This is a genomic window from Flavobacterium sp. FlaQc-49 (genome assembly GCF_044005985.1).
GTDB lineage: Bacteria > Bacteroidota > Bacteroidia > Flavobacteriales > Flavobacteriaceae > Flavobacterium > Flavobacterium cupriresistens.
This window is the reverse complement of sequence record NZ_JBIPCS010000001.1, coordinates 440793-461179: the sequence shown is the minus strand read 5'-3', so window position 1 is coordinate 461179 and position 20387 is coordinate 440793. Positions and strand designations below refer to the sequence as shown.

14 protein-coding genes are annotated in these 20387 nt (G+C 37.1%); 2 read left to right on the top strand and 12 right to left on the bottom strand.

Annotation, left to right across the window (positions count from 1 at the left end):
* Positions 1-755: 755 nt before the first annotated feature.
* The 5 genes from ACHRV3_RS01905 to ACHRV3_RS01885 all read right to left on the bottom strand — a co-directional run bounded on the left by ACHRV3_RS01905 (position 756) and on the right by ACHRV3_RS01885 (position 8959).
* Positions 756-1337 carry a helix-turn-helix domain-containing protein gene (locus ACHRV3_RS01905; RefSeq protein ID WP_395425678.1) on the bottom strand — a complete coding sequence of 194 codons (582 nt, stop codon included), beginning with the start codon at positions 1335-1337 and terminating at the stop codon, positions 756-758.
* Between the two features lie 388 nt (positions 1338-1725).
* Entirely contained in the window at positions 1726-2862 is a 1137-nt protein-coding gene (locus tag ACHRV3_RS01900) for a hypothetical protein (protein WP_395434318.1), read from the bottom strand.
* Positions 2863-2866: 4 nt separating this feature from the next.
* Positions 2867-5260 carry a TonB-dependent siderophore receptor gene (locus tag ACHRV3_RS01895; protein WP_395434317.1) on the bottom strand — a complete coding sequence of 798 codons (2394 nt, stop codon included), beginning with the start codon at positions 5258-5260 and terminating at the stop codon, positions 2867-2869.
* Positions 5261-5273: 13 nt separating this feature from the next.
* On the bottom strand, positions 5274-7085 hold the full coding sequence (locus tag ACHRV3_RS01890) for an IucA/IucC family protein (RefSeq protein ID WP_395434316.1): 1812 nt from the start codon (positions 7083-7085) through the stop codon (positions 5274-5276).
* Positions 7086-7117: 32 nt separating this feature from the next.
* Complete coding sequence (locus tag ACHRV3_RS01885) at positions 7118-8959, bottom strand: IucA/IucC family protein (protein WP_395434315.1); 1842 nt, start codon at positions 8957-8959, stop codon at positions 7118-7120.
* Positions 8960-9395: 436 nt separating this feature from the next.
* On the opposite strand from ACHRV3_RS01885, the gene ACHRV3_RS01880 reads away from it, so the two are divergent.
* Positions 9396-10004 (top strand): nitroreductase, encoded by a 609-nt coding sequence (locus tag ACHRV3_RS01880; protein ID WP_395434313.1) that lies wholly within the window; start codon positions 9396-9398, stop codon positions 10002-10004.
* 129 nt (positions 10005-10133) lie between these two features.
* The gene (locus ACHRV3_RS01875; RefSeq protein ID WP_240478093.1) at positions 10134-11531 is read left to right on the top strand and encodes an MATE family efflux transporter; all 1398 of its coding nucleotides are present in this window, start codon (positions 10134-10136) and stop codon (positions 11529-11531) included.
* 462 nt (positions 11532-11993) lie between these two features.
* Here the strand turns inward: ACHRV3_RS01875 and ACHRV3_RS01870 are convergent, their stop codons facing one another.
* From ACHRV3_RS01870 to ACHRV3_RS01840, 7 genes are all read right to left on the bottom strand, one after another.
* Positions 11994-12653, bottom strand: a complete 660-nt coding sequence (locus ACHRV3_RS01870; RefSeq protein WP_395434312.1) for a GH25 family lysozyme — start codon at positions 12651-12653, stop codon at positions 11994-11996.
* Between the two features lie 562 nt (positions 12654-13215).
* Positions 13216-14241 carry a hypothetical protein gene (locus tag ACHRV3_RS01865; RefSeq protein ID WP_395434311.1) on the bottom strand — a complete coding sequence of 342 codons (1026 nt, stop codon included), beginning with the start codon at positions 14239-14241 and terminating at the stop codon, positions 13216-13218.
* Positions 14242-14478: 237 nt separating this feature from the next.
* Positions 14479-15147: a hypothetical protein gene (locus tag ACHRV3_RS01860; protein ID WP_395434310.1), complete on the bottom strand. Its 669-nt coding sequence runs from the start codon at positions 15145-15147 to the stop codon at positions 14479-14481.
* An 83-nt stretch (positions 15148-15230) separates the two neighbouring features.
* Positions 15231-15977: a hypothetical protein gene (locus ACHRV3_RS01855; RefSeq protein WP_395434309.1), complete on the bottom strand. Its 747-nt coding sequence runs from the start codon at positions 15975-15977 to the stop codon at positions 15231-15233.
* Between the two features lie 14 nt (positions 15978-15991).
* Positions 15992-16798 (bottom strand): HmuY family protein, encoded by an 807-nt coding sequence (locus ACHRV3_RS01850; protein WP_395434308.1) that lies wholly within the window; start codon positions 16796-16798, stop codon positions 15992-15994.
* A 6-nt stretch (positions 16799-16804) separates the two neighbouring features.
* Positions 16805-17524, bottom strand: coding sequence for an HmuY family protein (locus ACHRV3_RS01845; protein WP_395434307.1), 720 nt, complete (start codon positions 17522-17524; stop codon positions 16805-16807).
* A 34-nt stretch (positions 17525-17558) separates the two neighbouring features.
* Positions 17559-19943, bottom strand: coding sequence for a TonB-dependent receptor domain-containing protein (locus ACHRV3_RS01840; protein WP_395434305.1), 2385 nt, complete (start codon positions 19941-19943; stop codon positions 17559-17561).
* Between the last annotated feature and the right edge of the window lie 444 nt (positions 19944-20387).

Sequence of the window (20387 nt, the reverse complement as noted above, 5' to 3'; positions counted from 1 at the left end):
GTTATTCGCGAAATACTAAACGAAAATAGCACGCAGATTTAGCGGATTTAGCGGATTTGCGCCGTCTGTTCGCGATTGTTCTGGTAACGAATTTTTTTATCAGTTCTATTGCAAAAATCTGCAGAATCTGCTAGATCTGCGTGATAAAAAGATCAAAATAATCAAGAACACGAAATAGGAAACACTCTTTTACCGGTAACCTAGAAAAGTACTAGATAAAATTAAATTGACCCCTACAAATTAAATCCTTTTAATCTTTTTAATCTGTGGCAAAAAATAATTTGTGGTTATTCGCGAAATGCTAAACGAAAATAGCACGCAGATTTAGCAGATTTAGCGGATTTGCGCTGTCTGTTTGTTATTGTTCTGGTAACGAATTTTTTTATCAGTTCTATTGTAAAAATCTGCAGAATCTGCTAGATCTGCGTGATAAAAAGATCAAAATAATCAAGAACACGAAATAGGAAACACTCTTTTACCGGTAACCTAAAAAAGTACTAGATAAAATTAAATTGACCCCTACAAATTAAATCTTTTTAATCTTTTTAATCTGTGGCAAAAAATAATTTGTGGTTATTCGCGAAATGCTAAACGAAAATGGCACGCGGATTTAGCGGATTTAGCTGATTTGCGCTGTCTGTTTGTTATTGTTCGGGTAGCGGATTTTTTTATCAGTTCAATTGCAAAAATCTGCCGAATCTGCTAGATCTGCGTGATAAAAAAGATTAATAAGATTCTAAGACTTAACCCTGTTTTTAATCTCTCTGGGTATTAAAAAAGAAGTATAATACCAACATTTTGGCAGTTGTTGCGCTGCGATTTACAGGAACATGTGGAATTCTACCGTCAAAAAAGATCGAATCTCCTTCTTTTATCAACACTTCATCATCGCCTATGATATACACACATTCTCCCGAAAGCATGTATTTGTATTCGTAAGCATCCGTTTCGACTTTTTCTCTTTGTGAATTTGGTTTTACTTCTAATAAAACAGCTTCAAATCCTATAGAGGAAAGTTGTTTGCCAAAGATATATTGATAAGTAAAACCTTTTGCATCATCTTCTTTTTCGATAATGGAATTTTCCTCGGCACGGGATACCATATAATTTTGCCCCGAGGGTTTAGGCATTCCTTCAAAAAAGGCCGAAACTTCAATTTCTAATGCACTAATGATATTTAATAAAACAGGAAGGGAAGGAATTGTTCTTCCGTTTTCAATGCGCGATATTAGTCCATTACTAACTTCGGCAGCATTGGCAACGGTGCTAATTGTTTTTTTACTGTTCTTGCGAATGTCTTTTATTCGTTTACCAATTCCAATTAAATAATCATCCATTCTTTTTGTATTTCTTACGAATATGCAAATTTAACTTGAATTAAAAAAAAATAATTCGTGCTAGTTGGTGTAGGATGACTATATTTTATTCTTAAGAGTTTACTATTTGTAATTTTTGTATTGAATCTTAGTGGAGTTGTTTTACCGGATCAAATGCAAAACCTGTGACGTAGTAAAAAAGGAATGTGAAAATTTAGTTTGTCTATAAAGCACACACCTCGTTTATACAATTACACTCTCCAGTTTGTCCTTTCGACGAAGGAGAAATCGCATCCAATATTCGACAAAGATTGGCGCTTTTCTTTGCGGAATTTCTTGTGTGATTTCTCCTTCGTCGAAATAACAAAACTACAGAAAGTAAGGCATGAGACTTCGATGATATAACTATTTAAGCTTTTATTTTTTTTACCGCAAAATAGCAGATCAGAACAAATACAAGCCACAGCAGATAAACGGTAGCTAAAGAGTAACCATAATTAAGTAATGGACTTTTAGCACCATAAGAAGCAGTTGTTATGACCATATTTTGCAATGGTCTTCCATTAAAAAACAACCAAGCCATGGCTGCTAAATGTATAATAAGCGTACTGAAGAGATAAGTAAACAAAGGAAACTGCCCTAAAGTAAAAAAGAATTGAGCGACTCTGTTTTTCCAGTTTTCGGCATAGGCCAGAAACAGAGAAATCGGACCAAGTGTAATTGCGAGAAATTCCAGTGAAGCCGGATACTTCGTAAGATTGAAAAACGATAACATGCTCAGGAGTGAGGAACTTCCTGTTTTCCAAGGGATAGATTCTCCGTAGCCATTTAGGCCTCGCAATACAAAAAATACGGCTATCAGAATAAAACCACTGTATAACAATACCTTTTTTCGAAGTACAGGAGAACTTTCAGATCTGCAAAAGAACCCCCAAAAATACCCCAATAATAAAACACCCAGCCAAGGAAGTAAGGTATAATTTACGATGTATAAACTCTGATTATGTGGTATAAATTTTTGCTGGTGCAACAAATACCAGAGGATAGCATTTGGCGAATCCCCTTTCATTTGTATAGAATCTAATACATGATGACCGATTATAATAATTAAACTGATCCATAAGATCCAATTTCTGTTTAAGTATTGTAAACCCGCCATAAAGTATAAGCATAACCCTAATGAACCGATGATAAAAACACCAATCGTGCGGTAGTAAGGGTCAAACGTATACAAGAAATTGTTTATGAAAATTTCAATAAGGATCAGCACACTGCCCAACTGGAATAAAGGCCATATATTTTGTTTTTTTGTCTTTTTACCCATCCACTGGAATAATTCGATACCGGCTATAAAAAATACTGCCGGCGCAAAATAATGGGATATAAATCGCGTAAAAAACAAAGAGAAAGTAGTATGATCCAAATCTGCCGGATTGGTGTTCCAGTAATGGAAAAACAATCGGGTATGATCCAGAATGGCAAAAGTCATAACTACCCCCAACAGTATTCTACGGGATTGGAAAGTGCGCTGATCGATAGAGTCCATTTAATTAAAATTTATAGGTAAAGTTGATCATAAAATTGCTCGGCTTTTGCGGACGTGCATAATAACCGTCACTTACCCAATATTGTCTGTCCAGAATATTGTTGGCTTTAATACCAATTCGATACTTCGGACGGTTGTAAAATAGGGTTGCGTCAAGAAGATTATAAGAAGAAAGGGTAAAGGTATTGGTGTTGTCAATAAAGGCATCTGAAACATAAGAATTCCCTATTCCCATTCCTAAGCCCTGAGCCTTACCTTTCACAATAGTGTAACTTGCCCAAAGATTAACGACATTTTTTGGAGTACCTGCCGCTCTTTTACCCGGTGCACTAGCAGTTGATTTTGTTAACTCATTGTCATTATAACCGTAACTGGCTACATAGTTGAAACCTGAAAAAGGTCTTCCTATAACTTCAATTTCAACTCCCTTGCTTTTTTGTGTTCCGTCTTGTATAACAAAAGTTCCTTGTGGAGTAACTTCATTTCTCAAACTATTAGTGACATCAATCTGGTAATAACTTACAGTCGCATTGATTTTATCGGAGAAATCTAATTTAACACCACCTTCCAGTTGTGCGGCTTCCTGAGGTTTGAAAACAGAAACTGTTTTGTCTACCTGAATTTTTGGAGCTATGTTTTTAAAACCATTCATATAATTTCCAAAAACAGATAGTTTGTCTTCCAGAATTTGATATACCAGACCGAATTTAGGAGAGAACGCAGTTTGATTGTAGTTACCAAGAGTTACACGAGATTTTGTATTTGTTGTACCATCTCCAATGTAACGATCGACACGTAAACTTGCCATAACTAAAAGTTGGTCTGTTACGTTGAATACATCCGAAGCATAAACACTATAAGTAGATTCTTTTGTCTGGTTCTGACCTGTGTTTCTTTTGGCTAAAATAGATTCAACATCCTCTATTCTAATTACAGGTGTTGCACCTAGATCATCCAAATTTGCCGGCTCAAAAACCTTTCCTGCATAACCTAGTCCGTCGTATCGGGTAGATCTAAAGCTGGATAAATAGTCAAAACCAACTACAAGTCTGTTTCTGAAATTACCGATTTTAAAATCTCCTGTAAAATTTTGCTGGAAGTTTTTTCTAACATCCTTTTCGTCGGTGAATGTTCTAAGGATACGATCGACAGAGGATTTATTTTGCCAGATGAAGTCAAAAATATAGAGGTCGTCGTAATTCCCCGCACCGTAAGCATATCTGGATTGAGAAGTCCATTGATCAGAAATTTTATATTCTGCGTCAAGTAATACATTGGTAGAACCTTGTTTACTTACGAGAGAGTTATCGTTAAGTGAGATACGGTAATCGAGATTAAGATGGTTGAAACTGTTTACGCCTAATGTTGGTGAAACCATCCATCCAGCCGGAGTAATTCCCTGCATACTTTGGAAATCAGCATTCAACGTAAATTTTAAACGATCGGATACCTGATAGGTAATGCTTGGTGCAATAAGTAATGTAGTACTATTGCCCTGATCCTGAAAAGTGTTTTCGGTCTGACGGGCAACGTTTAACCTCACGAATAAACCTTCCGCATCTTTAACCGGAGTATTGATGTCTAAAGTCATACGACTCAGGTCCCAACTTCCCATTGTATAGGCAATTTCACCCCCGAAATGGTCATAAGGTCTTTTGGTGATATAATTTACAAGCCCTCCAAATGAGGTCATTTGTGCCCCGAAAAGTGTAGAACTTGGTCCTTTATAGGTTTCCACACGTTCTACAGCGGCAAGATCTACACCTGTACGCAGATAAGTCGCCATCCCGTTACGGAAATTTTCACTCGTTTGAAAACCTCTCGAGAAAAAAGAAGGCATTCCCGCTCCGGTTTTTGCAGGGGCAGCTCCCGGAACATTTCTAAAAGATTCTTCGACCGTTAAAGCCATTTGCTCTTTAATAAGTTCCTTGTCTACCACACTATAAACCTGTGAATTTTCCAGATTTTTGATTGGAAGTCGCGACACATATTCACTGTTCTTTTTAGAAGTGATTTTGTATTTGTTTCCCACAATAAAAACCTCATTTAGGGATTCAGCATCAGCGGTAAGGGTAAAGTCCAGAATAATTTCTTCTCCTGTATTTAGGGTTACCGTTTTTGTCTGAGAGGCTAATCCCATAATACTTGCTGTAATGGTATTTGTTTTCGAAGTAAGCTTATCAAATACATACCAACCGTCCTTATCTAATTTAACACTGTATTTTCCATTTAGGCTAACGGTGCCGTACAGCACCTTTTTTCCATCTTCGGTCATAACCTGACCTTTGATGGTGCCGGATTGGCTTTGTTGCGCTTGTGTATGTAAGGACAATAAAAAGAACACAGCAGTAAAGAGTAGGGTGGGTATGTATTTGTTTAATGTTGTAAAATAATTCACGAAAATTGATTTTTTATTTATTAGTGTAAAATGGAGTTACAGGATTTTTTACAATACCTATATAAGGCAGGTTTTCAAATGGATTGGCACGATTTCTTAACTGTCTGTTATTATTCAGTTGTAATTTATTTAAGGCATCAGGACTGAATTCATCAACAAACAAGTCGAATTTTTTGAAAGATTCACTGAATTCAGGATGTGCCGCTTGATAATCTAAGATACATTCTGCTACAAGTTTCCAAAACTCATCTTCCGGGAAATCGGCATGTTCAACAAGTATTGCGGCAATAAATCGGAAGATAGAATCGAATACTTGTGTAAATAAAGGCAGTGTTTTGCGTTCGTCAGGAACAGTAACAGCAAGTCTTAAAGCTTCTTCAGGAATTTCTAAACTGCAGTTTAATAACGAAACTTCCTCACCAATATCTTTCATAATAGCATTAACGACTTTATGATCTTCCAGAATCAGGATTAGATTTTCTCCATGAGGCATAAAAACCATATCCCATTTGTAGAAACAGTGAAGTAACGGACTCAAATAACAGCTAAAGTATTGACGTAACCAATTAGAAGTAGTTAAACCCGATGCTTGTATCAATTCAGGAAGATAGGCTTTCCCTTCATTATCAATGTGAAGCAGTGACGCCATGGTAACCAAACGCTGGTTACCGCTAATTTTGTCCGCCGGGCTTTCTCTCCACAAACAGGCAAACATTTTTTTGTAAGGTGTGTCACCCGGGACTGCTGTTTCATAGTACTGATGTGCAAAACTTAAACTGGCAATCTCTCTCAAGATGATAAAACCTTTTGACTGTAAATAATGGTCATCCTTTACCAGGTTATAAATCCACTCGTTGATTGGCGGATTAGACAACATAAATTTAGGCGATAACCCACGTACATAGCCCATGTTCAGTACAGCGATTGCCGTTTTAACATAGAATTTTTCGGGATGCGTGATATTATAAAAAGTTCGTATAGATTGTTGTGGTTGGTACTTGTCTTCATTGTAGCCCATACAAACCAAACGATTCGTAGCAATGTCGGCTGAGAAGATATTAGATAATTTATTAAACCATTGCCATGGATGTACCGGCATAAAGAAATAATCTTTTGGATTTAGCCCTTTTTCAAGGAGTTGATCGTTAAAGTTTTTTAAGGTCTCTTCGCCAAGCTCTTGTAGCATCACCTTATCATAGTCTAGAGGTAATACGGCAGTAAAAACAGCAGTAGAGCGATGACCCGCAAGCCATACCAGAGAGAACGGCGCTGCTGCTTCGGGAGCGTATTCTCTATGATCACTGGAAGTAAAACCGATTCTTCCGTTATTGGCAATAAAACGTGGATGACCGGTCATGGTCGATTCAGTTTGCTGATAGCCGGCGTCTAATAACTCCTTTGAGTTTGGTTTGCCATAATAATGCAAGTAAGCACTTCCGGCCAATGTACTGCATACCTCTTCCAGGTAAACCGGTAAAGATTCCTCAGGAATTCCCAGTTCTGCCTTAAATTCGATGATAAAACTAAGCGCGTCTAATGCAGCAGTTTCACCCTCCGTAAATTTTTCAATAGAATCGGTATCAATATACCAATGGTTTAAAGCCAGTATTTTAGCATTAAATTGATAAGTGTTTTTTTCATCTGAACTGCTAAGTTGATAGATTCCCCAGCCGTCTTTGCTTTCAATTAAATTAGGAATTACAAGACGTTCATGAGAGAATTCGGCAAGTATTTTTCTAAGGTGCAGACGGGTTACTTTGTTCCAAACGGATTTTTCTAAATGTTCGGATGCTTGTATTGGAGAGATCAGCGTATCTATATTCATGGTTTTAGCGTATTATAGTTTTTAAAGAGGGACTAGATTAATTTGGTCTGATAAACAGAAAGTGGATTTTTTAAGGTACCGGCAAATTTTTGATTCTTGAAAGGATTGGTCGCATCAAGCATCTTTGAACTGTTTTGCATTTGCAGTCTGTTAGAGCAGGTTTTAATAATCTCTGAATCAAACAAATCATACTTTCTGAATTTATCCTCCAGTTCAGGATATTCGGATTGGTATTCGGTAATACAGTCCGCTACAAGACCCCAAAAATCTTCTTCCGGCAGATTAACATGTTCTACCAATACGTGGTTCAGGTATCGGAAGAAAGAGTCAAATATCTGTGTGAAAATAGTCAGGATTTTAAGGTCCTCAGGAACATTGATGATGATTCGTTTTACCGTTTCAGGCAGTTCTTTTTCCTGATTGACAACGGCTACTTCTTCACCAATATCTTTCATAATGGCTCTGACCGGAACATTGTCGCGGAATACCAAAATCAGATTTTCACCATGTGGCATAAAACGCATATCATGGTAGTAAAAACAATGTAAAAGTGGACTTAGATAAGCTTGCAAATAACTTTGAATCCATCCTTTTGTATCCAAAGGAGAAGATTTGATTAATTCAGCCAACAATGAGTTTCCTTCTGTATCGATATGCAGTAAAGCGGCCATAGTCATCAGACGTTCTCCGTTTGCTATTTTATCCATCGGGCTTTCTCTCCAAAGCGTAGACAGCATTTTTTTATAAGGAGAATCAATTTTTATTGCTTCTTCAATATAAGTATTGGTATAACCGACTGTAGCAATCTCTTTTAATGTAGTGAACCCTTTTTTCTGCAGATAAGCATCATTCTCAACAAGGTTCGCAACCCATTCGCTAATCGGTGGGTTTGTTCGCATATAATAAGGTGATAACCCTCTCATAAAGCCCATGTTCAGAATAGAAAGTGCAGATTTAACATAAAAGCGTTTGTTATCGCTTACATTAAAAAAGGTACGCACCGATTGTTGTGGCATGTACAAATCCTTACTATCACCTAAACAAACTAATTTTGATGTAGCAATATCGGGAGCAAATAAATAAATCAGTTTATTGTGCCATTGCCATGGATGAATTGGGAAGTAAATATAATCTTGTGGGTCAAGTTCTTTTTCTTTAAGCAACAAATCAAAAGATGCTTTTAGATCTGTATCCAATTCCTGTTCCATCACCTGATGGTAACTAAGGGGAGGGATACTGGTAAATTCGGTATGGCTTTTATGACCAGCAACCCAAACTAAAGAAAGTGGTTTTGCAGCTTCAGGGCTATAATTTTGATAATCTATTGCATCAAAACCTATCCTGGCGCTGTTGGCTATAAAACAAGGATGTCCGGCAGTCATGGCATGTTCAACATCAGCATAACTTGCTGTTGTCAAATCTTTGGCTGTAAGTTCGCTGTTGGTTTGCATATATGCGCTGCCGTATAGACAACTGATTACTTCTTCCAGGTAAGTAGGCAGATTTGATTCAGAAAAGCCTAATTCTTCTGTAAATTCAAGTAAAAATGCTATAGCGTCAAGAGGCTCGGTTTGTTCGTTTGTTGTTTTGGAAATAGAGTTGTTGTCAATATACCAATGATCTAAAGCCAGTAGTTGTGCTTTAAACTGATATTCGGTTACTCCATCTTGGGTGCTAAGGCTGTAAAGCCCCCATATTCCTTGAGTATCTTTTAATTCAGGGATAAGTAATAGTTCATGTGAAAACTCGCATAACATTTTTCTTAGTTGGAGTCTGTTTACTTTTTCCCATATTTCCGGTTGAAGATGTGATGCGGCAAGTTGAGGATTTAATTGACCATTTTCATGTCTTTGTATTGTGGATTTTTCTTGCATTGTGGTGTAGTTTAATTGATATAATTGGCTTTTCTGTGATGCTCTTTTTAGAGGAGAAAAGGTTTTTTTAAGTGGTATATCGGTTGGGGTTTACAGGTTGTAGTTTGTTGGTGATCGACACTTTTGATAAGTAGGATCGGGCGGTTTTATTTTTCATAACTATAAAATAATTATTGACTATTTGACACTTGTTTTTTTAGGTGTTTAGCCTTTTTTTGGGTTAAGGAAACGGGTAGTTTTTTATTTCTGAGATAATTTCATTTCTGTTGTTTTTATGAAAATTACTACATACATTTGCTTTATTCTTATTTATTCTAATTATAAATAACTAATTTTGCTCAGCAAAGCTATTTATAATAAATTTAAATAGCAAAATATATTTACATATTTTTCGTACTTAATTTATCTAATTATTGTTTTAATCCTCACAACATTCATGGAAAAAAGTGAAATAGCGGCTTCATCTGAAGTGGCAACCCAAATAATTCGTTCCAGAAAAAGTATTTATGCAGATTCCTATATAGGGGGTAGCCTACCCGAAGTTGTATTGAATGAGATACTGACCAACGCCACATGGGCACCTACCCATAAAATGACTGAGCCTTGGAGGTTTATTGTGCTTACCGATAGTCAACTTGAAAAATATGGAGAGTATATGGTTACTTACTACAAGCATCTGTATGAAGAGCTCTCCGATGCTGACAAAAGAACGGCAAAGTATAATTATCTGAAAGGATACCCACTTAAAGCAGCTTGTTTGATTGGAGTGATACTCTCTAAAAGCACCAAGGTTACTATTCCGGAGTGGGAAGAAGTAGCTGCAGTTTCCTGTGCCGTGCAAAACATGGCCCTAAGCGCCACTTCATTTGAGTTGGGTTCCTATTGGGATTCAAGTGGTGCTGCAGTAGAATACGTGAAAAGCTTTGGTTTGGAAGCTAATGAGCAGTCGCTAGGACTCTTTTTTATCGGCTATCCTGATGCTTCGGCACTTTCTGTAACAAAGAGAAGAACCACGATAGACAAAAAAGTTTCGAGGTTTAGATAAGACCGGTTTCAAAGCGTCTTAAAAAAGAGCCGAAACTTATTTTATGCAACTGCAACAGTACCGAAGGTGTCACAGATATTCACATTCAACAATAAATAAATTTTAATATTTTCTTTTAAACCCATAATTGTGCTAGTAAAAATACGTTCAATAGTTACTTTATTCAGGATTGCATTGCAAGGAACTGAAAAGAATTTTACTTCAGGAAATGTCAACAGAGCAACTTTCCTGTTATCAGTACCCACCATGTTAGAGCTCAGTATGGAGTCTCTGTTTGTTTTAGTAGATCTTCTTTTTGTAAGTAGTCTTGGTGAAAACGCCATTACGGTGGTTGGAATTACCAATTCTGTAGTGATTCTGATCCAATCGGTGGCGATGGGTTTGAGTATAGCAGCCACAGCAATGATTTCAAGAAGAGTTGGGGAACAGAAACCGCGCAGAGCCGGACAGGCAGCAATGCAGGTCATTTATCTTGGAATTTTTCTTTCCGTCATTTGTAGTGTTCTGGCCGTAATTTTTAATCAGGAGATTATGCGTTTTGCCGGTGGATCGGAACATCTGGTTACCTATGGCAATACTTTTTCTAAAACGATGTTCGCAGGACTGATCTTTATGATTATGCGTATCTTGATTAATGGGGTTTTTAGAGGATCGGGTGACGCTTCTATGGCGATGCGAACGCTGGCCTTTTCAAATATTCTAAATGGATTTTTGTGTGCTGTACTGATTTTTGGATTAGGACCCTTTCCTAAATTAGGTTTATTAGGAGCTGCCGTAGCTATGGTGATTGCAAATGTCTTTAGCGTGGCCTATCAACTATGGTATCTTTTTAGAAACAATACCACAATTAGCATAGGAAAACGACAGTTGAAAATGGTTCCTGCCTTGATGAAACGCATACTAAAATTAGCAACAGCAGGGATGATTCAAAACCTGGTACCTTCTTCAAGCCGATTTTTAATGATTGTGATCGTTGCAAAACTGGGCGAAAATGTACTGGCAGGGTATATCATCGCTAACCGTATCATCATGTTTAGTGTTTTACCAGCTTATGGTATTGCTAATGCTGCCGGTGTATTAACGGGGCAAAATCTTGGAGCAAAACAACCGGAAAGGGCAGAAGCCTCGGTATGGAAAACAGGGACATTTAACATGTGTTTCCTTGGACTGATTGCTATTTTCTTACTGTTTTACGCAAAAGCGCTGGCCGGTTTTTTCACACATGATGAAGAAATTCTTTCCTACGCAAGTACCTATCTGCAATACATGGCTATTGCTTACTTTTTCTTCGGTTATACCATGGTGATTTCGCGTGCTTTAAATGCGGCGGGTAGTGTAAATACGGTAACGATGCTTTACATCCTGATGTTTTACATGATCCAGCTTCCTTTGTCTTATTTACTGGGTATGTATTACGAATGGGGACCAAAAGGAATATTTATTGCGATTCTGATCTCCGAAATTGTACTCGCAACCAGTAGTGTGCTTGTTTTTAGAACCGGGAAGTGGAAAACGGTAGAGTTGTAAAATAGTCAGAATTAATTAAAGGGGAGCAGGTTTTTGTGGTTGTTTTGCCACGAATTTCGCGAATTGGCATGAATTTTTTTTGCCACTGATTGAAAAGATTTTGACAGATTATCTAATTATTTTAATCTTGTCTTGCTCTGTTTTAAGTCATTGATCAATAAGTTGTTTGTGGTTGTTTGCCACGAATTTCACGAATTGGCACGAATTATTTTTGCCACTGATTGAAAAGATTTTCACAGATTATCTAATTATTTTAATCTTGTCTTGCTCTGTTTTAAGTTATTGATTAATAGGTTGTTTTGCCACAAATTTTCACGAATTATTTATTTGCCACCAATTAAAGTTTTAAAATGATTTCATCCATTTTGCGACGCAAAAAAAGAATAATTCGTGAAAATTAGTGAAATTCGTGGCGAAAAAATTATATCCGTATCCACAACTTTTAACTTGATAATCATACGTTTACTTAATTTTACTGGACTGGATGAATTCTGAAAAGGCATTGGCATCCCCATTAAATACATCAAAATCATTTAATTGATCATCCAACATGTAGCTTGCAGATTTTTGCCAAAGTATCCAGCCTGTTGATTTCCATATAGTCGGTAAGGCTAAAGAGTTGCTGTAATCTGCAATCCATAAGTAGAAGTTGGCAAATTCAGGATTAGTCAGGTATTTATTTGCGGTATTGTTGGTGGTGTATAAAATAGGTTTTCTCCCTGTTTTTTGCTGCAGTATGGTTAAGAATTGTAATAAGTTGGGTTGGATGTTTTCGCGATTAATTCCGGGATCGATACTTACCCCTTCAAAATCGACAATAGGAGGGAAGTCGGTATCCAAAATAGATCCCACGGTTTGCAGATAATGAGCGGCTTGTTTTGCCGGATCGTCATTGCAATGATAAAAATGATAAGCCCCGCGAACATAGCCTTTTGTTTGAATGGCCTGCCAATTGGTGCTGAAATTTGAATCTGTGTAGGTTATCCCTTCTGTTGCTTTACAAATTACAAAAGTGAGTTTATCGGTTTGTTTAGTAAGAAAACTGATTTCATTTCCTTGGTATCTTGAAATATCAATACCAAACACGGTGAAGTTATTGTTTACGGGCTCAGCTGTGCTCATTGTTATTGCTTTTATGGGTTTATTCCTTCTTCTCTAATAACAAGATGTGATGCATCATGATTACTTGTTCTAGGGTCGATTTGAACGGATTAAAAGTAATTAATAGTAAAATTATATTAGCAAAACGTATAAAGGTTAAAGAGAGTTAAACTATTAAAAATGAATGTATTTATTTATGCAAGAGATCTTAACCTTTCTTTATTGTTTTGAATGTTTATTTTGTAAATAAAACAATAATAATAGCAAGGAAATCAAAAAGATGAATAACCGCAAGGATTTAATTTATAATTATGGAAGTGTTTCCTGGAAGTTTTTGTAAATAGCAAAGATGAGATCGCAGAACTATCGAAAGCATGTTCCTAATGATGAAATTGGGTATAATTTAAGGAGAGGAAATTATAAAAAGCATCTTTGTTTTTTCAATTTGAGACGCTGCATTCAATAGGGTTTTTTGGGGCAAAGGGTTCTACTAAAATTCGAAACAATTTCCTGTAATAAAAAGAAAAAATCCTTTGACAGTCTTACTTGTCAAAGGATGCTATAAAGTGTTTTGTATTGGAGTTTACTTAATTGTAACAGGGCTATAGGTCTCTGTAGGATCAGAGTTCCCTCTTTTGTACCTCATCGCAAAGTATTCGCCAGGAGGTGTATTGGCAGGTACTTTAAAAACAGCTTTATAGGAAGTAACGTTTACAATTTCCAGTGGATAAACCACATTTGGATCTTCATAGTTAAAAAGCTCTACTGCCGTAATGGTGTTCAATTGACTACCTCTGACTTCAATAGTTTCTCCCTTACTTTTAGTGGCAGGAAAACCATATCTTTCAACGTTAAAATCCGGAGAATCTGCAATTTCAATTTTAAATCTGTTTTCGACAATTGAATTTTGCAACATATAGGCTCCATTTTTTATACGAAGATCGTACTTACCATTAGGCATGTTTTCGGGAAGAAAGTAATAGACACCATAATTTAAAAATGGTGAAGTACCGGTTCCTTTGCCTACATAAACGGTTTCTGCGGTATATTCTTTTTGGTCAGTGGCGGCAACGAAGTAAACTTTTGTTTCTTTTTGGCTTAGCCATAAATTGTCTATATGATCGGTCTGACCATTGTTTACCTGACTTTGCAAAAGACCTTTATACAGTGTTTCGGGATGATGTGCTGTCCAGGCTCTGGGTTGTTTTTGTCTTAAGTCTATTTTTAGCGTGTATTGTTTTTTTGTTCCGGCTTTTGAAGTAACGGTAAACAGAGCCCCGTCTTTAAAAGGTATTTCTGTACCTGACGCAGGAGCAATAGCAGCTTCCTGACCAAGAATAATAGTCGGTTTAATAGTTTCCGGAAGGGTCATATAATTGCTCCAGGTAATCACGATCTCGTTTTCTGTCAGCGCAGCACTCAAAGTATTGTTTTCTGCATCTTTTATGATGAAGGATTCAATTTGGTTGTATCCCGGAACTTTTATCACATCGCCCGGAATATCATTTACTTTATCCACGTATTCGGTGTCACAAGAGAAAAATAACAGTGCTGAAAAAAGTGTCGCAGCCTTACATAAAAGGAGGTTGACAGTATTTCTTTTATTCATGATGGTATTGTTTATTTAATTTTTTAAATAATTTTATTAATTTTGCAGCTTATTGATTAAGTCTGTGTATTTTTTTAAATGCCTGCACTTACAATGTTTGCGGTAACTTTATAAAGCCGTTTTTAAGCCATGGGGGAATAAGTCGTTAAAGTAATTATGCAATGGATAGCCGGTCAGCTTTTATTACAATTTTCTCTAGCAGTTTTATGATCCCATGTTTTTTTATATTGTTATTAATTATTTTACTTGTGTCCAGTTATAAGTTACAACACTGTTTGAAGCTCCCGGAGTAACAGCAGTTACTTTAACAAGGTATGCCTCTGTTGCAGTTGAAGGACTTGTAACAGATTGTGAGTTTGTACCTGAAGTCGTTTTCCAGATCACAATTGCTTTTGAAGGTGTCATAACGTGTGTAAGTATGTTGTAAGAATAATATCCTAAACCGTAGTTAAATCCTGAAATAGTTCCGTTGTATCCTAATACATTGTATGGATCAGCTGGTGATGTACCAACATTAGTAGAAACGTTTTTAACTACAATACTTGAATTCCAGCTATTCCAGTTTGCACAAGTTTGGTTTAAAGCTACAGTACCTACGTACCATTTGTCTGTATTACCTACAGGACGGACAGAACCTCCGTAGATACCTTCCCACTGTACATTTACGCCACCGATTGTAGCGGCAACAGGAGTCCAGTTGGTGTAAGTAGACGATGGTGCTGCCGTTCTGGTAACCGTAACAGTTGCATTAGTAACGGTACAAAGTGCTGCTATTTTAGAGGTTTTATTAGTCGCTTCTTTTTGAGCACTTGCTTGCGATTGTAAATCAGTAGTTTGGTCGTCAGAGCTACAAGATGTAAGTGAAATAGCAGCCAATGCTATAATTGAAAAGATTATTTTTTTCATAATATATTTAATTTTAATAGGGTTAATTGGCTCATTTTTGTACCACTTGCAGTAAGGACAGGCATTTTTTATTTTAAAAAGTTTTAATTGGTTATCCTGAACGGAAGTTTCATTGTTTTCGTCGTTTGATAACTTTCCATCATAAACCAATAATCGGTATTGGGCTGAAGCGTTGGTAAATTGTTGAGATCGTCAAAGAAAACATACCATGCATAATAACTGCCAATGTCGACTCCATCATTATACTGTTTCATTTGCCACTTTTTGTTTCCCTGTGCATCAACTACAAATAATTTGGTTACCTGATAAGACGGAAGGAAATTTTCTCCAAGTACCGTTACCGAAGTATTCGTATTTATAGTAAAATCCGGAGATCCATCTGATACTTCCTCTACGATTAGCTTAGGTTGCTGTATTACAATTTTAACCGTGTAGACCGCTGTTGTACCATCTGCCGCTTTTGTGGTGTAGGTAACAGGCTCTTTACTAAAAACAGGAAGAAGTTCAGTGGTAGCCGGTGAAATAGTAGTTTTTGCAGGTAATGTTACCGCTACTTCAAGGTATTGATATTCGTAATAGGCCGGTAAATATACCGTAATGGTTTTTTCAAGATTATTTACAGCGCTATGTATGGCTTGAGCTTCGCCGGGATTGGTAACGCGAAAAGATACAATTCGCCTGGCGTCAAGATCGGTTATAATTTCGGTTTTAGTTTCTCCTTTAACATCTGTCCATCGCTCTTCCTCATTATCACATGCGGTTAGTAGTGCGAGCAGGCTAAAAGACATCAAAAATAAAACTCCTTTAAAATGGTCAACTTTGGTTTTCATAGTAATTGGATAGCTTATTTAATTTCAAATTTGGTACTTCCGGCTGGCACTAATACGTAATCGAAAGTGTAGAACATATGAGGGGTGTCTTTAAACCATTCCGCCGGATTATAGACATCCTTATACACCGAAATCATTTTAATTTTTGCATAATTGCCATTTGCGGTTTTAAGGATAATGGTCCTCGCAGGAATCACTGTCCCTTTGGTTGTTTTAAGCGATTCTCCGAGAGCATAAGCCACGTGTGCTTTCTTTGGATCGTTGTTGCCTAAAACATCGCCACCAAAATCATATAGATACCAGCCAATTCCATTACCAAAGGAGCCGGCATCATCTGTACCAATAAGGTCTACACCCGTTTTAAACTGACTGTCTGCCGGTATATCAACGACTTGATCAAAGTGCTTGGCTACGATCATAATTCCACCGGAACCGCCTGCTTGAAATCCATTGTTTTTGGTATCGTTGCCATTATTTCCAGACAAAAAACTGGCGTAAAGACCACCAAAGGCTAAATCCCATTTGCGTGTTTTTACATAAGATCCATCTATCGCTTTGTTGTCTTCAAGACTGTAATACAAAGTTGCTGAAGGTTTCGTTGGATTCTCATCGGAAGTACTACCCTGATAATTTTTTACACGGGTTACTTTATAAAACAGGGCATTATTAGCAGGGGGTGTTCCCGGATTCCCTCCAGTTTCTTTTCCCGGTACTTCTGTTTTGTTTTCATCAGAGGAACAGGCAGTAAATAGGGAAGTGATCAGTAAAAGTGTCAGTATGCTTTTGGTGAATTTCTTTGTTGGAACTTCAAATTTTTTCATGGGATATTATTTTGTGTTTAAATTTTTGCTACCATCATTTTGCACGAAGTACTTGAAGGTAAAATAGGGGGCAGGCCAGTTAAGATCGGTCACTGCAGGGGGATTACCTTTATAGGCGTTTATAAGCTGCAATTTTGCATATTTGCCGTCCGGCAGTCTAATGGCATAGGTACGATTTGGTATCGCCTGCATGATGTGAGTACTTAGACTGTAGTAAAACCAGCCAAGTGAACTTTCTGAGGATGCCCATCCTATTTTAGTGATATCACTGTTGTTAAAATCAGCATCGGCAGGCGCTTTATCTACGTTTTGATACGCTTCGTTGATCAGTACTACTGCTGTATTTGCTGCTGGTCCTTCAAAACCGGGATTGTATTGATACTTCGCATTGTTGATAAAGACCTCGCTATTGTAGGGTCCGGTAAATGCAAGATCCCAGTCGTTTGTTTTCATAAATTTTAAGGAGTCTGCTTTGGTATGCAACCAGATTTGTTTTTGGTCGCTAAAACGGAACAGAAAGGTGTGAAAGTTTCGATTTTCTTTTCCTTTTGTACCATCGCCCATTGCAGCTCCGGTATCACCTGCAAGATCTTTTATTACGATGCTTTTACCATCTTCAAGACCGGAAGTTGTATTTTCTTCGCTACTACTGCACGAGGTCAAGCTTAGGACGGAGAGCATTAGGAGCGCAAAAGTGCACTTTTTTATAGTTCGGATTGTTGTCATTATAATTTTATTTAAAGTTGTGGAATTATTTTTATTACTCTTTAAAGAAACGATACGTTACACCGGCGAGGATTATGCGTCCCGGTTGTCCAGGCATTAGCGGATCTGTATAGTTGAAAATATTATCGGCTGTAAGTCTGATTCTCAAATGATCTTTTAACAGCTGTTTTTCGAGACTGGCATTGGTGAGGAAGTAGTCTTTCACAAAAATGTCATATTTGTCTATGAACTGGTTTCCGTTGCGATCACCAAAAGGATATTTACCTCTGAAATTTACCCTGACATTGGCATTAAGCTTCCATGGCGCATGATTGTAAAAAAGAGTAGCATTGGCCATATGACGAGAGCGGTTCTCAATTCCCCAATAGTCTGAAGGCCTTGGTTTATAAGATCTTCCCGTGGCAGGATCGTGTATGTTTTGACTATAGGGCCATTTTCCGGAACTAATACTGTCTTTAATACTCAGATCTTTGGCTATTAAATATTGGTAACCTGCACTTATTTCCAGATTTTTTATCGGACTGGCTTTAAAGGAAAGTTCAAACCCTTTATTAACAGCTTCCGGTAGGTTTTGATACGTATAAATAATGCGGTTGTTACTTCCGGTAGCTACCTGTATGCTGTTAATCTGATTGGTTATTTTATGATAAAATAAATTTCCTTCAGCCTTAAATCCTTTCGAAAGCTGCAGCGTTAATCCCGTATTGTAAGAGGTACTTTTCTCGGCCTGCAGATTTCCCGCGGTCTGATTTAGTATATATTGTCTGATTTCGCTAATTTGTCCATCTTGCTGTAATTGTTGCAAGGTGGGTGCCAGTACGGCATTACCAATTACAAGATAGTTGCCGGTAGAGTTATAAAAAACCAGATAATTGGTCTTGAAATCCGGAGCTTTAAAACCAGTACCGATTCCTGCCTTAAAAGTTATTTTCGGACTGATAAAATACTGCAGACCAAAACTAGGATTGAGCCTTCCTCCAAAATTATTAGTATGATCGTATCGCAAACCACCAACTGCTTTTAGTTTTTCAAATGGAGTCCATTCTCCCTGAACATAAGAAAAGAAGGTGTTTAACGAATTTACGTTGGTAAGCGCATCGTCGTTCATATTTTCTGTACTACCACCAATTCCTGCCACGATTTGGTATGAATTAGTTGTACTGTATGAAAATTGCTGCTCAAAACGATGTAAGGTCTGTTTAAAGACGTCCTGACTGGCGGTAGAATTACTTTGTTGCCAGGCAACACTCATGTCTGCCCTGTAATTGGTGAGATAATAACGGGTATTACTTCTAAGATTTGGGCTAAATCTATGGTCTAACGAGACAGAAAGATTGATATCCTGTTCGTCTTGGTAATCTCCGGAGACATGCCCCAGTCCGAAGTCTTTCTGCATGTAGGAACGACGAAGTCCATAACGACCGCTTAAATTTAAAAAGCTGTTTTCATTTAACTCATAGCGGGATCTTCCCTGAAGACTGTAATTCTCGTAGGGTGGGGAAGTAGTGCCTTTGATGTATTTTGAATTGGTATTAAAACCGTCTGTTCTGTAATAATTGGCGGCCATATTTGCGGTAGCCTTGTTTTTGAGAAATGGTGTTTCCCCCTCTAAAGTGGCATCTACTATATTTAGACTTCCATAACTAATGCCGGCCTGTAGCTGAGGATCAAGCACACCATTTCTTGTAATAATATTGATTGTTCCGCCAAGCGCTTCGCTTCCGTAAAGACTGGAGGAGGCTCCTTTTATGATTTCGATGCGTTCAATATTTGAAACACTGATTCGCGAAAGATCAAAATTCCCGTTGTTGCGACCTACCATAGGCTGGCCATCAATAAGCACCATAATATACTCGCTGCCAAAGCCCTGCATTTGAACACCCACAGATCTTGCACCGCCGCCAATATTATTGACGATCGCAATTCCGGTCTGCTCTTTCAAGATTTCATCCAATCTTCGACTGCCCATAAGTTCTATGGTTCTACGGTCGATTATTGTTACGGGCATGGCACTATATTTTGCATTGATCAGGTTTTCCGGGTTACTTTTTGTTTTGTTACCAATTACATTTACTTCTTTTAAATCAATCGCAGCTTCCATTTTTATCTGCAGTGGTTTGATTGCTTGTCCGTTTAGTATAAGCTCCTGAACATGGTCTTTATAGCCTGCATTTGCAATTCTGATGGTATAAACCCCATTAGGCAATTCTGTAAACGAAAAAGAACCGTTAGTAGCAGACGTGGTAGACTTACCGATAGGCTGCAATTCGACAAAAGCGTCTGAAATCGGATCACCATTATGCTGAATTAAACCACTTATTGCTGTTTTGTTTTGTGCATGTGTTATACTGGTAAACAGTAGTACAAAAACATGGAGGGCTGCGCTTTTTAGGAACGTTGTAATTTTGTTGCTTTTCATTTCAATTATTGTTGTAGGAAAATAATCTCCCTACTATCTTTATTTAGACTGTGTAAAAATAATAATTAAAATAGTATTGATAGTCTTTTTTTTACATGTTTAATAAAATAGCGTTAAATTGTTAAATATTGAACTTAAGTTAATAAATGAGATAAGATTGTTTTAATTGTTTAAAATCAATTTATTAGACGTGTTGTTTTATGATAGACAGAAAAATATCTTTAAGAAAAAATTAACATAAATAGCCGAGGCCTAAAATCATTTTTCCAAGTTTGAAAGCGCCGAATTAATTATAGGATGTATTCAAAAATTAAATTTAGTGTAGTATCTAATCTTTAATTCTTCAGAAAACAGGAAGTTTTATTACTTTTTCTTTATTCGAATAGCTGTGAAAGGGAGTAGAATATTGTAAGAATTTGAATTTTCAGAAGTACAGACCGGAAC

Coding starts and splice junctions, on each gene's coding strand:
- ACHRV3_RS01905 (WP_395425678.1), bottom strand. CDS start 1,337: ATGGATGATTATTTAATTGGAATTGGTAAACGAATAAAAGACATTCGC.
- ACHRV3_RS01900 (WP_395434318.1), bottom strand. CDS start 2,862: ATGGACTCTATCGATCAGCGCACTTTCCAATCCCGTAGAATACTGTTG.
- ACHRV3_RS01890 (WP_395434316.1), bottom strand. CDS start 7,085: ATGAATATAGATACGCTGATCTCTCCAATACAAGCATCCGAACATTTA.
- ACHRV3_RS01885 (WP_395434315.1), bottom strand. CDS start 8,959: ATGCAAGAAAAATCCACAATACAAAGACATGAAAATGGTCAATTAAAT.
- ACHRV3_RS01880 (WP_395434313.1), top strand. CDS start 9,396: ATGGAAAAAAGTGAAATAGCGGCTTCATCTGAAGTGGCAACCCAAATA.
- ACHRV3_RS01870 (WP_395434312.1), bottom strand. CDS start 12,653: ATGAGCACAGCTGAGCCCGTAAACAATAACTTCACCGTGTTTGGTATT.
- ACHRV3_RS01865 (WP_395434311.1), bottom strand. CDS start 14,241: ATGAATAAAAGAAATACTGTCAACCTCCTTTTATGTAAGGCTGCGACA.
- ACHRV3_RS01860 (WP_395434310.1), bottom strand. CDS start 15,147: ATGAAAAAAATAATCTTTTCAATTATAGCATTGGCTGCTATTTCACTT.
- ACHRV3_RS01855 (WP_395434309.1), bottom strand. CDS start 15,977: ATGAAAACCAAAGTTGACCATTTTAAAGGAGTTTTATTTTTGATGTCT.
- ACHRV3_RS01850 (WP_395434308.1), bottom strand. CDS start 16,798: ATGAAAAAATTTGAAGTTCCAACAAAGAAATTCACCAAAAGCATACTG.
- ACHRV3_RS01845 (WP_395434307.1), bottom strand. CDS start 17,524: ATGACAACAATCCGAACTATAAAAAAGTGCACTTTTGCGCTCCTAATG.
- ACHRV3_RS01840 (WP_395434305.1), bottom strand. CDS start 19,943: ATGAAAAGCAACAAAATTACAACGTTCCTAAAAAGCGCAGCCCTCCAT.